The 15,359-nt window shown below is 23.6% G+C and carries 16 protein-coding genes; 7 read left to right on the top strand and 9 right to left on the bottom strand.

All coding sequences use genetic code 11. The annotated features are described in order from the left end of the window. Positions 1 to 38 precede the first annotated feature (38 nt). Entirely contained in the window at positions 39 to 290 is a 252-nt protein-coding gene (locus MarbSA_RS02525) for an AbrB/MazE/SpoVT family DNA-binding domain-containing protein (RefSeq protein WP_042701319.1), read from the top strand. Positions 291 to 292: 2 nt separating this feature from the next. Beyond that, positions 293 to 682, top strand: coding sequence for a type II toxin-antitoxin system VapC family toxin (locus tag MarbSA_RS02530; protein WP_054835932.1), 390 nt, complete (start codon positions 293 to 295; stop codon positions 680 to 682). Between the two features lie 246 nt (positions 683 to 928). On the opposite strand, the gene MarbSA_RS02535 is transcribed toward MarbSA_RS02530, so the two are convergent. After that, positions 929 to 1,951, bottom strand: a complete 1,023-nt coding sequence (locus tag MarbSA_RS02535) for an adenylosuccinate synthetase (RefSeq protein ID WP_042701325.1) — start codon at positions 1,949 to 1,951, stop codon at positions 929 to 931. A 765-nt stretch (positions 1,952 to 2,716) separates the two neighbouring features. Between MarbSA_RS02535 and MarbSA_RS02540 the strand changes: the two genes are divergently transcribed. Next, entirely contained in the window at positions 2,717 to 3,610 is an 894-nt protein-coding gene (locus MarbSA_RS02540; protein ID WP_054835934.1) for a hypothetical protein, read from the top strand. Between the two features lie 81 nt (positions 3,611 to 3,691). Here the strand turns inward: MarbSA_RS02540 and MarbSA_RS10310 are convergent, their stop codons facing one another. The 6 genes from MarbSA_RS10310 to MarbSA_RS02570 all read right to left on the bottom strand — a co-directional run bounded on the left by MarbSA_RS10310 (position 3,692) and on the right by MarbSA_RS02570 (position 9,138). Further along, complete coding sequence (locus MarbSA_RS10310) at positions 3,692 to 4,663, bottom strand: transposase (protein ID WP_231624340.1); 972 nt, start codon at positions 4,661 to 4,663, stop codon at positions 3,692 to 3,694. Positions 4,664 to 5,232: 569 nt separating this feature from the next. Beyond that, the gene (locus MarbSA_RS02550) at positions 5,233 to 6,081 is read right to left on the bottom strand and encodes a hypothetical protein (RefSeq protein WP_054835907.1); all 849 of its coding nucleotides are present in this window, start codon (positions 6,079 to 6,081) and stop codon (positions 5,233 to 5,235) included. Between the two features lie 247 nt (positions 6,082 to 6,328). After that, positions 6,329 to 7,003, bottom strand: coding sequence for a hypothetical protein (locus tag MarbSA_RS02555; protein WP_042701386.1), 675 nt, complete (start codon positions 7,001 to 7,003; stop codon positions 6,329 to 6,331). A 12-nt stretch (positions 7,004 to 7,015) separates the two neighbouring features. Next, the gene (locus MarbSA_RS02560) at positions 7,016 to 7,639 is read right to left on the bottom strand and encodes a DUF6891 domain-containing protein (protein WP_054835873.1); all 624 of its coding nucleotides are present in this window, start codon (positions 7,637 to 7,639) and stop codon (positions 7,016 to 7,018) included. Between the two features lie 292 nt (positions 7,640 to 7,931). After that, positions 7,932 to 8,615, bottom strand: a complete 684-nt coding sequence (locus MarbSA_RS02565; protein ID WP_042701392.1) for a DUF6882 domain-containing protein — start codon at positions 8,613 to 8,615, stop codon at positions 7,932 to 7,934. 103 nt (positions 8,616 to 8,718) lie between these two features. Beyond that, positions 8,719 to 9,138 carry a TipAS antibiotic-recognition domain-containing protein gene (locus MarbSA_RS02570; protein ID WP_221061797.1) on the bottom strand — a complete coding sequence of 140 codons (420 nt, stop codon included), beginning with the start codon at positions 9,136 to 9,138 and terminating at the stop codon, positions 8,719 to 8,721. Between the two features lie 437 nt (positions 9,139 to 9,575). Here MarbSA_RS02570 and MarbSA_RS02575 point away from each other — a divergent pair, with 437 nt between their 5' ends. Further along, on the top strand, positions 9,576 to 10,124 hold the full coding sequence (locus tag MarbSA_RS02575) for a flavodoxin family protein (RefSeq protein ID WP_054835535.1): 549 nt from the start codon (positions 9,576 to 9,578) through the stop codon (positions 10,122 to 10,124). 78 nt (positions 10,125 to 10,202) lie between these two features. Here MarbSA_RS02575 and MarbSA_RS02580 read toward each other — a convergent pair whose 3' ends face one another. Further along, positions 10,203 to 11,663, bottom strand: a complete 1,461-nt coding sequence (locus MarbSA_RS02580) for an FAD-dependent oxidoreductase (protein WP_348531747.1) — start codon at positions 11,661 to 11,663, stop codon at positions 10,203 to 10,205. Here MarbSA_RS02580 and MarbSA_RS02585 point away from each other — a divergent pair. Then, a complete protein-coding gene (locus tag MarbSA_RS02585) occupies positions 11,608 to 11,775 on the top strand; it encodes a hypothetical protein (RefSeq protein ID WP_156314687.1) in 168 nt (55 codons plus the stop codon). The two genes, MarbSA_RS02580 and MarbSA_RS02585, sit on opposite strands and share 56 nt — an antisense overlap. A 100-nt stretch (positions 11,776 to 11,875) precedes the next feature. On the opposite strand, the gene MarbSA_RS02590 is transcribed toward MarbSA_RS02585, so the two are convergent. Then, positions 11,876 to 13,111 carry an LL-diaminopimelate aminotransferase gene (locus MarbSA_RS02590; protein WP_054835537.1) on the bottom strand — a complete coding sequence of 412 codons (1,236 nt, stop codon included), beginning with the start codon at positions 13,109 to 13,111 and terminating at the stop codon, positions 11,876 to 11,878. A gap of 704 nt (positions 13,112 to 13,815) precedes the next feature. Here MarbSA_RS02590 and MarbSA_RS02595 point away from each other — a divergent pair. Together MarbSA_RS02595 and MarbSA_RS02600 are read left to right on the top strand one after the other, a co-directional pair. Further along, positions 13,816 to 14,808, top strand: coding sequence for a hypothetical protein (locus MarbSA_RS02595; protein WP_221061799.1), 993 nt, complete (start codon positions 13,816 to 13,818; stop codon positions 14,806 to 14,808). Between the two features lie 331 nt (positions 14,809 to 15,139). Continuing rightward, positions 15,140 to 15,349, top strand: coding sequence for a KTSC domain-containing protein (locus MarbSA_RS02600; protein WP_221061800.1), 210 nt, complete (start codon positions 15,140 to 15,142; stop codon positions 15,347 to 15,349). The last annotated feature ends 10 nt before the right edge of the window (positions 15,350 to 15,359 follow it).

Below are 15,359 nucleotides of genomic sequence, written 5' to 3' on the forward strand. Positions count from 1 at the left end.
GTATAACTATCAATATAATATATAATTGGTGATTAGCTATGATAAGTAGTAAAATTTATGATAACAATCAAACAATAATCCCCTCTGAAATAAGGAAAAAATATAACTTAAAGCCAAATGATATTGTTGAATGGATAGAAGATGATAATGGTGAAATAAAAATCAAGTTCCGTGAAAAAAGTAAATTAAGAGATATTATAGGAATAATTGATTTAGAAACCCCTACAGATGCAGTAGAATTAAAAAAAATGAGTAAACATGATCTAAAAAAATTGAAAAGGAGATTATAAACTTGATTTTCATTGATTCATGTTATTTTATTGCACTAACTATTAAAAAAGATCAATGGCATAATAATGCAATATCATTATTAGATGTAATAAAAGAAGAAGACAATTGTATGGTAACCGATGGAGTAATATTAGAAACAATAGCTAAAGTGGGTTATCTTGGAGGAGGTAAAAAAGCTAATATAGTATATAATAATATTAAAGATAATTATACAATTCTCACCACAAACAATTTATATGATAAAGCGATGGTTAATCATCTGAAATATGATGGAAGCTTATCTTTAGTTGATGTTTTAATAGTTGAAAAAATGAAAGAGTTAAAAGCTGAAAAAATAATCAGTTTTGACAAAGATTTCGACAAAGTAGATGGAATAGCAAGAATAAAATGAAAAATACTTATAAAAGTTTTATTATTAAAATAAACCCTTAAATTTACAGAATTTGCCATAATTTAAATTAAAAATAAATATTAAAATAATTATTAAAAAATGAATAATTATTAAAAAATAAATTCTATTCTATAAAAATAGGTATGTAATATAATAAAAAATATAATAATAGAAATAATAAGAGAATATAATAAAAAAATATAATAAGAAAGTATAATATACGATTTAATATTATATTTAAATTAATTATAATAATTCTTTCCTTAAATCAATAGTATCTTTTAAATCAGGACCAGTAGATATTATTGTAACAGGAACACCAGTTTCTTTTTCAATTTCATCAATAAAACTCTTAGTCTCCCCAGAAAGTGCAGAGTAATCCTGAGTTCTTTCACAATCAGGGAAAAGACGATCAACACAGGTTAAAGCTATTTGAGTTGCACCATTTATCATACAAGCTTCCTTAGCTAAATCCATATCAAAAAGACCTACTCTCCTTCTTCTTCCTGTAACAGTACCATATTCTTCAATGCCCAATTCTTCAGCTTGATCTTGAGGCATTTCAGATGGGAAAGGTCCTTCACCTACACGAGTAATATAAGATTTAAAAACGATGATAACATCATCTATCTTAGTTGGTCCTACTCCAACATCAGCTGCAAAAGTACTAGCTGTTGTATCTTTACTAGTTACAAAAGGATAAGTTCCATAATAAAGAGAAAGTCCAAAGCCTTGAGATCCTTCAATAAAAACTTCCTCACCATTGTCAATAGCTTCATTAACTGCCAAAGGAACATCAGTAGTATAATTTTCAAGTTCAGGAAGGTCTTGAGCCATTTTAGCTGTTCTAAGTACTCTATCAGCGTTAGCTGGACCACATCCAGTTCCAGTACTGCCAATTTTCTTGAAAAGATGTTCTGAAGCTTGATCACGCTCTTTATGTTCAGGTTCTATCATAGAACATCGATAATCCATAAAGGACCTACTTTTAATATCATACTTATCAAGGTAATCTAATTCATGGAAAAATACTTCAGGATCAACAAGAACTCCTGCACCAATCAGAAGCTTCGCGTCTCTGTTTACAAAACCTGAAGGAGTAAGACGTAAACCATATTTTTCACCATTAAACTCTACTGAATGACCAGCATTCGGTCCAACTCCAGCACGAGCTATTATACTGGGTTTATCATTATCACAAAGATAAGTTATACATTTTCCTTTACCTTCGTCTCCCCAAGCTCCACCAACTAAAATATTACAAGTCATTTGAATCTCCTAAACCATTAAATAATCATCAAACTTAAATTATAGTTAACTTAAATTATAATTAACATAGATTATAGTTAACTTAAGTTTTATATAGTTAATATTTATAATATAATAATAATTAAATTTTTCATTTTTCTACAATATTAATGTTTTTTATAAAGATATTATATTTATAAAGATAATAGACTATTTGATTTTATTAAAATATATTTTTTTAACTTAAAATCAAAAAATCAACCCAATTATACTATTGTTAAATTATCCTATATTAAGTTAATTGTTAATAATGAATAATATGAATAATAACAAAATTAGTATTAATTTTATTATTAACTATAATAGCTATTTTTAATACTATTTCCAATTTCTTAATCAGCTTATAAAAATTATTAGAAAATATATTATATTATAAACTAGATAGATAGTAGATTAAAATAAACATTAATTATTTAAAAAAATAAATATAAAAATAACAATAAGATTAAACAAAACTAACAATAATCTTAATTAATAATATTGTTAAATAACAAAACTATATATATTTTCAATTACAAATGATAATTTATAAACTTCATTTGATATTAGAAAAATTGTATTTATTATAAATTATTATTTATATAAATTATAATAAGATAATAAATTAATTTAATATAATATATATAATAAAAAAATTGAAAATATTAATAAACTAAATATATTAGATATTATAAAAAATATTAGCAAAAAAAGAAAGATTTTTCAAATTAATAAGGGGTGGAAAATTTGAATATTAATAAAACCAGAGTGGGAATATTTGCAATACTATTATCATTTTTAGTATTATTCTCAATATCTGCAACTTGGGCAGACGGAAAATATGGTACTGATGGGTTTGAAGTAACCGGTCCTAATGCAGATAGTTTTACACAATTGAGTGCAAATAAAGGAATCCAGACCATTGAAAAAAATAAAATTCCCAAAAAATGGAAATCCTATAAAGATTATGCTTTCCAAGTAGCTAAAGGAAATAAAATTAAATATAAAGCTTCAATAAATAGTGGAGGCGATATATTAGTAACTAATTTAAAAGGTATGAAAGTCAAAGGTGCAACTATAGATTTTGATGATGGTACTAAAAAGAAAACTACTAAATGGATATCACATACATATAAAAAAACAGGATGGTATCTTATTAAAGTAAAACTTAATGGTACTTGTACAGGTTATGACATTTTTGGACAATCTATAAAAGCAAATGGAAAAATAATCAATGGAACCAAGATATATTTAGTTAAAGTTACTGATGCTCCTCAATTGTCATTGGGTAAATCCCAACCAATAACCGCAGGTTATTATAGTCAAAAAAGTTATAGAAGAGGAACTATAGATTATTTAGTTATTAAAGTAGCTAATGTAGGATCAAAAACTTCAAAGGCGACAAAAATATCAATGTGGTATCAAAAGTCAGGCGACAAAAATATCGGTAAAATTCATCCTAAACTTAAAAAATATACTGCAAGTGCTAAATTAAAAGCATTAAAACCTGGAAAATCAACAAAAATAATATTAAGATTTAAAATACCTAAAAAATATTCAAAAATTGTTAAAAATTTAAGATTAGGTACAAGCAGCTTAAAACAAATTAGTAAAAGAGATGCTTTATATGTTATTAATTAAAAAATTTGATTAATGATTTTTTATTAACTAAATTTTTTATTTTTGATTCTTTTTTATTTTGGCTTTGTAGAAATCCTTTTTTTAGTTGATTTGTATTGATCTGTGTATATTGTAAATTGTGTTTTTAAGTTTGGTTTCTTTGATTGATAGTTTTGTACTTTTACTTTGATTTGTTCCATCAAATAATCTTTTTATTACGCTGAATACACTTTCAACGTTGTTTCTTTTTCTATAAATTTTATTTCGAAAAATTGTAGGGCTATTTAATCTATATTTTCCCTTTTTAGCTCTTTTTTTCAATGGTATTTGGTCAAAAGCTTCAATTTCTTCGTTTATACATTTTCTAATTGGTTCTGTGTCGTACGCTCTGTCTGCTAATATGTAATGAGGTTTATATTTTTTTATTTTTCTAATTGAAGCTATTGCAAATTGTGTATCGTATTTTGGACCTTTTTGTGTTTGATAGTTTAATATTAAACGAGATTTAACATCAATTGCAATATGATTCTTAATGTAGCTTTTTCGCTCTTTTTTGCGTATTTGAGCATAATATTTATCTGCATTATCATTTGTGAACCCACTTCCATCTAAAACAATCATTTCTGGTTTTATATCATTTTCAATCAGGATTAATTGATTTATTTTATTTAAAATTCTTGCAGGTAACCTTTTAAAGAATTTTTGAAGAGTTGTGTAGTGTGGTGCCCTTTTTATATGGAAAAATTTCTTTAAATTATCAGATAAGTCTATTAGAAAGCTTATTTCACGATAAGTTAATTTTAAATAAATTTTCATTGCTAAAATAGTGAATAAAGTAGGTTGTGTGTATAAATGATTAGAAAAATAGTGTGAATACTTATTTATACATTCTTCAGCGTGATTATAAGTGTAAAAAATAAAATTTATAAGTTTATTTTCATTTAAATCAATTTTAAATTGATTTTTAAATCTTTTAATACAGTTTTGAACAGGTTTTTCAAAGTTAAAATCCGAAAGATTTAACTGTCTTGAAATTAAATTATTAAATGGAGAATATGTATTTTTGCGTTTCATATTAATATATATTCTCCTTTTTAATATTTATATCTTTTTAATTAACAAAATTCGAATTAACAAAATTAAATACTTTTTATAAATATTTAAAGAATGAAAAATAGTTTATTTTAAAATTAAAGAATAATATTGAAAAAAAGAAATTTAAAATTTTAAGAAAAATTAGGATTTCTACAAAGCCTTTATTTTAATATTATTACTTTTTAATGTACTCAATCTATATTTAATTATTATAATCCTATATCTAATTATTATATCTATATACAATCATTTAATATTTTTAATAATTTCTAATTCTTCTTGATTTTTCTTATTTCCCTCAATTTCTTTATATAAAAATCTTTTGATTTATCATTTTTTTTTGTGTTTTTTATAATGATATTTTTAACCATTACAAAATTAATAGTAAGGTTTATTAATGTGGAAAACTAAAAGTAATAACTTGATATTTGAGGGTGATGGTCATGAATAATAACAAATTGGCTAATGAAGTTTATTATTTTATAGTTTTCTGTTTATTAGTTTCATTGATTTTTAAATATTGTTTATGTGTTGTCTGATAGGATAATTTAGCTGAAATCTTCAATACTTATTTTTATAAGCTCAATATCCTCAAGACTTTTCTTTTTAAAAATAACAATATCATATATAAACTCATATTTTTTAGCAATTTCAATGATAGACTCAACAGCCCAGAAAACGTCTATGACTTGAAAAACTGAGCATTTGATATTATTTCCATTAATATCTTCATTATTAATATCTTCATTTTCAGGAAAATTTAACCCTTCAATCATTTTTTCATCAAAAACAATTTTACGACCAATACAATCTTTTTTAAGTTCATCGATTATAAAAGGTTCGATAATTGTTATAAATTCATCTAAATCTTCCTTAAAACTATCAACTGCTGAATTTAACCATTTGATAAAAATAAATCCTTCTTCTAACTCTCCAAACTCATGAGTTATATCTCTTTTTGTGATAAATTCAAATGGGATATTAGTATAATAATTAGTAAAAATATTAATAGTTTCTTCTAAAGAAAAAAGTTCATTTGAAAATCTTTTGAAAAATTTATCATCAATAGCTAGTCTATAATTATTAAAATAAGATTTTTTATTTTCATGCCCTACATTAAACATTATACTTTCATCAGTATCACATATCCCATCTTTTTTGACTTCATTTTCATTAAAGATGTTATAATCATGCCCTAAAACATAATGTTTAAAACTATTATCCTTATAAACTCTCTCTTCAATTAATAAATGACCTTTATAATTTATACATTGGAGATAGCTACAATCTCCTCTTTCTAATATAAAAAATGAATCAATACTTTCTAAATCATTTAAACAATTGACTATATCCTCAATAGTTATATCTTCTGATTTATAATGTGAATTAGATTTCATAGTAAATAATCCTATTATAATATATTATTAAAAACATTAATAAAATTATCATTTAATAAAATTAAAATCATTAGAAATAATATATTAAAAATAAAATAAATTAGAAATAAAATAAATTAAAAAGCTATATTATAAAAGTCTATAATAATAAAACCTATAATAATACAAATCTATAATAATACAAGTCTATACCATAGAAATCTATATTATGAAAATTTATATCATGAAAAATTGTATTTCTGAAAACTTATATCCATAAAAATACTTCACAAGCAGGATCATACTCATATTCATGATCAGTTTTTTTAGATTTCCAATAATCAACCCAGTAAACCCACCATTGATTAGAAAGCTTTTTAATATCATGATCATTTAAAGACTCAAAATCATTGAAAAAATTAATTTGATTAGCTCCACAAACAATAGCAATATCATCAAAAATGACTACTAATAAAAAATCAACGTCAATATTAAAAAAATCATTATTAATATTAGAAAAATGATCAATGTTTCCTAAAAATGTCTTTTTAAACTTATAATCCTTATTTATTTTCTCAAAAAGATTAAAATCTTGAAATTTCAGTCCATTTTCTATTATTTTATATGAAAAATCATCTTTAATTTGAAGATCTTCTTCTTTTAAAAAGTAATTCTTTTTTTTACTATTTTTTATGTTTAAATTATTTTTTATGTTTAAAAAATTTATATCTTGATAATCATTATAATAAATAGTAAAAAAAGGATCATCAGCTAAACGGATAGTTATTTCACTAGAATGTTTAGTATATTTTTCTAAGCTTGGTTTATACAATTGAACATCCTCAAAATCAAGTTGAATAGAATTTTCAGATGTTTCTAACCAAGTCCATCTTCCAGCTGATGAAATTGCATCTTCCATTAACCTTAAAGTTTTTTGTTTCATAAATATTCTTAATTATTTATAATTCTTTAAATAAGAATTAAAAGCTCCTTCCATTTCATATTCTTGATTATCAAAGGATTTCTCCCACTTAAATGGATTAATTTCAATTCTTGTATTAATATTTTCATTCCATTTAACAGAAAAACCATTGACTTTAAAAATATTAGCTATTTTTTTACCTATATCTAATGATTTTTCCTCATTGTCTGTAAAATCACCAAAAGCAATATTTAACAGATTATAATTAATAGCTACTTCTATATCTTGAAAATTATAGAAACAAAATCCCTCAGGAGACCTATTTTTGGTTTTAAGGTGATGAAAGACTTCAAAAGCATCATGAACACCTTCATCTATAGTATAACCTGCATTATGGATAGCTATTATGTTTTCCTTATTAATCTGATTAAAACACTCCCTAATTCTATCAAAGTCAGTTTTTTCTTCCCAATTCTTTTGTTTAGATATATTCTCATTATATTTATTTAAGATTATGTTATCAAGAACATCTAATGGTATATCTTCATCAATAAACTGTTCTTCTATAATTTCAAGTATCTCCTCATTGCAATAAAAACCAGAATCAATTAATATTGACATTTCATAGTTTATTTCTTGAATTAATTCTTTATCCATAAAACCACTCAAAATACTAGGAATGCCCAAATACCAAAATTTTAAATGCCATATAAGCTAAATATTAGAAATAATACTAAAAATAATATTATAATTAATATTAAAAATAATATTATAACTAATATCAGATATAATACTAAAAATAATATTATAATTAATATTAGAAATAATCTTATAAATAATATAAAAATAATATATTGATAGAATAAATATATTAATAAAATATATGCAAAAAGTATTAAAATATTTAAACTATAATAAATAGAAATGAAAACATAAAATAGAGATTAAATTATTCTAACATAGTTTGAATATGAGTTACATTACCTCTTTCTGAAAATCCAACTATAACTCTTGATTCATCAATTTTAGCTACTGAAAACTCATCTCTTTCCTTATATTTATAGCCTCTAAGTTTAGTATAAGCTTCAAATGCAAGTCTTGGTTTAACATCAAATTCCTTTTGAAACTTATTATAAACATTTATAAATCTTTCAATTGAGTTGTCTTTTTGAATTTTATCAGATTTAATAGTTACAAAGATTGTAACTTCTCCTAGATCAACTGCATAATAAGCATCATCATCCATAATGCCTGAAACAGTCATAGCTATCAAATGAGATTCAAGTAAATCAGCATCAAATACATCGGTAGTGAACTGACCAATACTATATTTTTCACCAATTTTTTTAACATCAAAAGACTCTTTGATTAAATTTTCAGGGAAGTTTACCTCTTCATTATCCCATGCCCAATGCCACTTATTATTTTCGTTGGATAAGGTCCCAATTATCTGTACTGGAAATTCTAAATCATCTCCAAAAGATATAACTCCATCATCAATATTTAAATTCCCAATAGTATCTCCAATAATTTCACCAAAGCATTCTTGCTTATCTAAAGCTATTGCCCCATATTTTGTGAATATTGTTTGGAATGAATCTGAATCCTCTATTTTTATTGCCTTTTCTTTCATAGTTTATATTGATATACATTAGTATATATAATTTAATGTTTAATGTTGATTAAATAGAATATAAATAATTAAAAATTGTTAGTTAAAAAATTAATTTCTGGAATTAATTTCTAGAATTATTATTTGCAAAATATATCATAGCTTTAGACATAAACTGGGCCAATCCTTTATGATAATTATCAAAAAACACTATAAAGTCTTCATGTTCACAGTAAAGATTTGCTAACTCAATATATGATTCTTTATTTGTTGGATTCAAAGTCCCAACTAATTTAAAATGCTTAAATATTAATTTTTGAACTTTTTTTGAATTATATTCATTTTTATCCATAGAGTTGGCTATATCTTGAATTAGGTTGTTTAAGTTAGATTGATAATTTTCCCATTCAGCAGGGCTCATCTTTTTAAGCTTTTTATCAGCCTTTTTAAATGAACGCTTACCATATCTATTGATCGTATCTTTTTTATACCTATTTTTATTATTTTCACTCATTCCATCAAAAAGATCTTTATCAGAAACCATTAAAACCCCTCTTAAACTCTAAAAAACAAAGAAATTTAGATAAAAATTTAAATAAAAAGCTTAAATAACAAACTTAAAAACATGAATATTACTAAGTTTATTATTACCACTGTTATTTTAAGTATTACTATTGATATTACTATAAATATTACTATTAATATTATTATTAATATTATTATTGATATTATTATTATAAAATAAATTATTAAATTAGTTATAAACTAATATAATATTAAATATAATATTAATATAATAAATATAATCTAGTTTATATATAAATTAAATTATATATAAATTAATTTATATCTTATATAGAATCAGTTTATAAAATTAGGTTCTAAAATTAACTTATAAAATTAATTTATAAAATTAATTAAAATAGTATAATTTAATTAAAATAGTTAATAAACTTTAAATTTTAAGGATGGGGTGAATTTATGAAAATTATGGCATTTTCAGGAAGTCCAAATAAGGAAGGTAGTACAAATACAATAATTAAAAAAATACTAAACACAGCAGATGAAAATAATCACGAAACTGCATTAGTATCTTTAAACAGTTTAAATATAAATCCTTGTCAAGCTTGTGGATATTGCAAAGAAAATGAATCATGTGATTTAGATGATGATATAAATAAAATTCATAAAGAAATGGAGGATGCAGATTATATTATTGTTGGATCTCCAATTTATTTTGGTGAAGTTACAGCACAAACTAAACTATTCACAGATAGATTTTATAGTATATATAATAATGAAAATAGAAATGTTGATGGGAAAAAAGTTATTTTAATATACACTCAAGGAAATCCTGATACTAAAGTTTATGAAGAATATATAAAAAATCAAAAAGCATTTTTATACGATTTTATGAATTTTAATGTTGTAAATACATTAATAGCTGCAGGAATTCATTCAAAAGAAGATTTAAACCAGAAAAATGAAGTACTTAAAGAAGCTGGAAACATTGCAATGAGAATTGCTTAAAATTAAAATAAAGATTACTTAAAATTAAAATTAAATTGCTTAAAAAGCAAATAAGAACTAATAATACATGAGAATTTTTTAAATATATGATTTTAAATCATAAATTGCAGGTCCATGGATCACTTTTCCATTAAAACTAAATCTTGACCCAAATTTAGGACATTCCCATGATTTTTCAGCTGTATTCCAGACAAGAGTACAACCACTATGAGTAGATCTTGATTCAACCCCATAAAAATTAGAATCAATGTCTTTATAAATTGCTACTGAATGATTTCCAATATTAACAATTTTTGCTTCTTCAAAATCTAATTCTAACAAATACTTAGATAAACACTGAGATTCCTCATCATTTAACTCATAAGTATCAGAATTTTCAATTTTAGATCCTCTATCCAACCTATTTAAACATTCCTCAATATCTTTATGGCCTTCTTTATCCTTAAATCTTTGAGGATCAAAAATATTAATATAATCATCTATTCTTAAATTTTCTTTTCCTTCATTAAGTTTTATTCTCTTTTTACCAAGTTTATTTAATATTAATTGAGAAATAACATTAGCTGATATAGTTCCAGTAGTCATTCCCCAACTTCCAAATCCTGTAGCTATATAAACACCATTATGTGAAGTTTCACCAATTATAGGAACCTCATCTACAGCTCTATTGTCTTGGTTAGACCAAAAATATTCAATATCGGTTGTATCGAAAATTTCTTCAATATAATTACTTAAGTTTTTATAACACTCCCAAGTATCTTCAACCTCACCAATATCATGATGTTCACCACCAACAATAACCATTTCTCCCTTATCAGTATTAGTTGATCTATAAGAATGAAATGGGTTAATATCTACAAACATACCAGAATCTTTATTTTTATTAGTATAAACTCCCATTATATATGACTTATTTTGATGCATAAAATTACAGACAGAATCTGGATCATATATAGGAGAATTAGTAGCTACAACTACAAAATTAGCTAAAATATTTCCATTTTCAGTATGAATCAATTTTAAATCATTATAATTACCATTAGAAATCTTTTTCAAATCAGAATCATAGAATAAATCCTTTGGAGCATCTTCAATACTAAAAACTCGTGTTTTCTCAAAAACAAAAGAACCATTACCATCAATAGAATCAGCTAAAAAATTTAAGTATTTTTTTGGATGAAATTCACCTTGATTATCATGTAATATCCCCAATCCTTTATGAGGGTATGGTAACTCATCAGTAAGTTTTGCATGAACTCCAAGCTCTTCTAATGAATCATACTCATCTTTAATTAAATGAAAAGAATTTTCATCAGAAGAATATAAACACAAAGGAGAAACTCTATAATCACAATCAATATTAAATTCATTGACAATATTACTAATAGTATTAAAAGCATCAAAATTTGCCATATAAAATTTTAAAGCAAAGTCTTTTCCAAATTTAGATAAAAGATTACTATAAATTAAACCAGATGTAATAGTGATTTTAGCTGTTGTTCCAGCAGTAACATCACCAACAATACGATTAGATTCAATTAAAGCAACATTGAATCCTTATTTTTTAAGAATAAACCCTGTTGTTATTCCAGCTATTCCACCACCAATAATAGCAACATCAACTTTTACCTCTTCTTTAAGAGAAGAATAGTTTTTCATTTCTGTACTGTCTAACCAGTAAGAGATGTGTTTTCCATTAAACAAAATACCATTTCCTTCTTATTTTTATTTAAAACATATATTTTAAATACCTAAAAAGATAATTCAGAAATCCTTTTCATTGCTTTTTTAGTGTTTTCTAAAGAATTAAATGCAGTAAGCCTTAAATAACCTTCTCCACTAGAACCAAAACCAGCACCAGGAGTTCCAACCACATTTGCTTCATTAAGAAGAAGATCAAAAAAGTCCCAAGAATCCATATCATTAGGAGTTTTAACCCAAATATAAGGAGAATTTACACCACCATAAACACTTAAACCTATATTAGCTAAGCTTTCTCGAATTATTTTTGAATTGTTCATATAATACTCAATATTATCCATTATTTCTTTTTTTCCTTCTTCTGTGAAAGTAGCTTCAGCAGCTTTTTGAACAGGATAAGAAACACCATTAAATTTTGTAGTTTGTCTCCTATTCCAAAGTTCATTAACAGATTGTAAGTTACCATAGCTATCTACAGCTTTAAGCTCTTTTGGAACAATAGTATATGCACATCTAGTTCCAGTGAAACCTGCAGTTTTTGAAAAACTTCTAAATTCAATAGCTACCTCTTTAGCTCCATCTATTTCATAAATACTATGAGGAACATCATCTTCAGTTATAAATTTCTCATAAGCTGCATCAAATAATATTATAGATTCATTTTCTTTTGCATATTCTACAAATTTAGCTAATTGTTCTTTATTAAGTGTAGTCCCAGTAGGATTATTTGGGAAGCAGAGATAAATTATATCTACCTTTTCTTTAGGTAATTCTGGTACAAAATCATTTTCTTGAATACAAGGCAAATAAACTAATCCTTCATACATACCATTATCCTTAATATGACCAGTTCGACCAGCCATTACATTGGTATCTACATAAACTGGATAAACAGGATCAGTTACAGCAATTTTATTATTTAAATCGAATATTTCTTGAATATTACCAGTATCACACTTTGATCCATCACTAATAAAGACTTCATCTAACTCTAAATTAACGCCTAATGGCTCAAAATCATTTTTTATAATTGTTTCAATTAAAAAAGGATAACCTTGCTCAGGGCCATAACCCATAAATGTTTTTTCATCACCCATCTCAACAACAGCTTTTTTAAAAGCATTTAAAACAGCTGGTGTTAAAGGTTTTGTTACATCTCCAATTCCCATACGAATTATATCAACTTCGGGGTTATTTTTCTGAAATTCATCAATTCTTCTTGCAATTTCAATGAATAAATAGCTATTTTGTAATAAAAGATAATTTTCATTAATTTTTACGCTCATAAATTGTCCACCATTATAAAATATAATTGATTAAATATTTTACTAATAAAGACCTGCTAATAAATATATTCAAATAAAGATCTGCTAATAAAGATCTATGAATAAAGACCTACTAAAGACCTAAAAATAAAGGCCTGCTAATAGAGATCTAAAATAAAGACCTATTTTGTAAATAAAATCAAATGATTACTTATAATATTTATTTAAAAAATTATAATCATTATTTAAAGAATATTACTAATAAATAAAGAGTATTATTAATAAATAAAGATGTATTATAATATAGAGAATAATATTATAACAAATAGAGAATAATAACTATTTATAAAAAGTATTTAATAAATTTTTTTATAAAAAATCTAAAAAGACAATTTTAATAAAAAATAATAGTATTAAAAAATTTAGTATTAATCAAAAACACTTTTATTAATTTTTAAATAAACCAAAAATATAAGGAAAGTAACAACTATAAATAAAAATTAACTGAAAAAAATTAAAAAATAAAGATTAAAATAAGAATAATAAAAATATATAATAAAAATATAGTTAAGATAAGAATTAAATATATTAAGTATCTATATTAAGTATCATTATAAATAAATATATAAAATTAAGTATATTAAATTAATAAATATTGAAAAAAGTTATATTTTTAATTTAGTTTATATTCATTTTAATTGTATATTTGTATAAAAAATTTTATAATGAAACATAAAAAATCTAAATCGATGATGAACATGAATCCAATAACATTCCCAATAATTACTACAATAATTGTAATTGGAGCAATAGCTATTATATTAGTTAAACTACTGTATAAAGATAAAAAAACTTCAGATTTATCAGATGATCTACCACCAATTGTAAATAAACATTGGAAAGATCCATTCACAGAAAATAATCTTGAAGAAGAAGAAGAATCGAATGAATATAGTTTTGTGAGTAAGTCTTGGGAAGAACCAATGCAAGAAAAAAAAGAATTGAAAAATGGAGTAGCAAGTAAAATATTTCAAGAACCTATGCATATAAAACATCAAGATATTATAAGTAATGATTATTATCAAAACCATGAACAAGATATAGAAAGTTCTTTAAATCAGAATATTGATTTAGAAGAAGAAAGTTTATATAATTTAAATACTCCTGAAAACTTAAACACTGAAACAAATGAAATTGAAAATAATGAAAATATTGATCTAGAAGAAAATGAGGATGGAAGCTTTAGGATGATTAAAAAAGAACCAGATTTAGTAAATTATGATACTATAACTCCACATAAAACCCCTGAAGAACATCCTGTCAAAAATGATTTAAATATTGATAATCAATACAATAATGATTATATAGATTATAATAATTATAATGATGAGAAGTATAAGAATTATAGTGACTATAATGATGAAAAAGAATATGAAAAAGAATATGAAAAGTATAATAATCATAATAACTTAAAATACTCAGATTCTCATAATGATGATGAAAAATCTTCATATACTGAAGGGTTGTTTGATATGGGTGAAAAAATACTTATTGGTGGAAACTATTATGATATAAAAGTTGGAGATGAAATAATATTCAATTATAATGGTGAAAGCTATTCCAGTAAAATATTAGAAATAAAACACGAAAATATAAGAGTGAAATATAGGGCACAGGAAAAATGGATAAGTTTTTCTGATGTTAAAAAAATATTCTAGAATTATTAAGTATAATTTTAGAATTATTATAATTTTTAGAATTATTAATAAATTACTTTATTAATTATAATTTAATTTATTCTATAAATTAACTTATTTTTTGCTAATGAATCAATGAACCTATAGTTTAAATTCTTTTATTAACTATATAAATTAATATTATACCATATTTTAATATTTACATAGCTATAACTCATGAGTTACTATATTAAAATAAATAAAATAGTTATGATAAATAGAATAATAGACAGATTTTATTTATAATATCCAAAATAATTAAATAAAATCATGTACATATATAATAGTAACTTAATACTGGGGGTGATGAGTTATGGATAGAGTTCCCGTTAATTCAAAAGATCTTGCTTCGGTAGGATATGACCCTATAACACAAACATTAGAAGTCGAACTTCTAAATAAAAAGATTTATCACTTCTATGGGGTTTCTAATTCAGACCATGAAGATTTATTATCCGCTGATTCACATGGAACATATTTCAGCAAATATATTAAGGAAAAATATCCATACAAAAAACTTTAAAAAATTGAAA

The sequence above is a fragment of the Methanobrevibacter arboriphilus genome (assembly GCF_019669925.1).
Lineage (GTDB): Archaea > Methanobacteriota > Methanobacteria > Methanobacteriales > Methanobacteriaceae > Methanobinarius > Methanobinarius arboriphilus_A.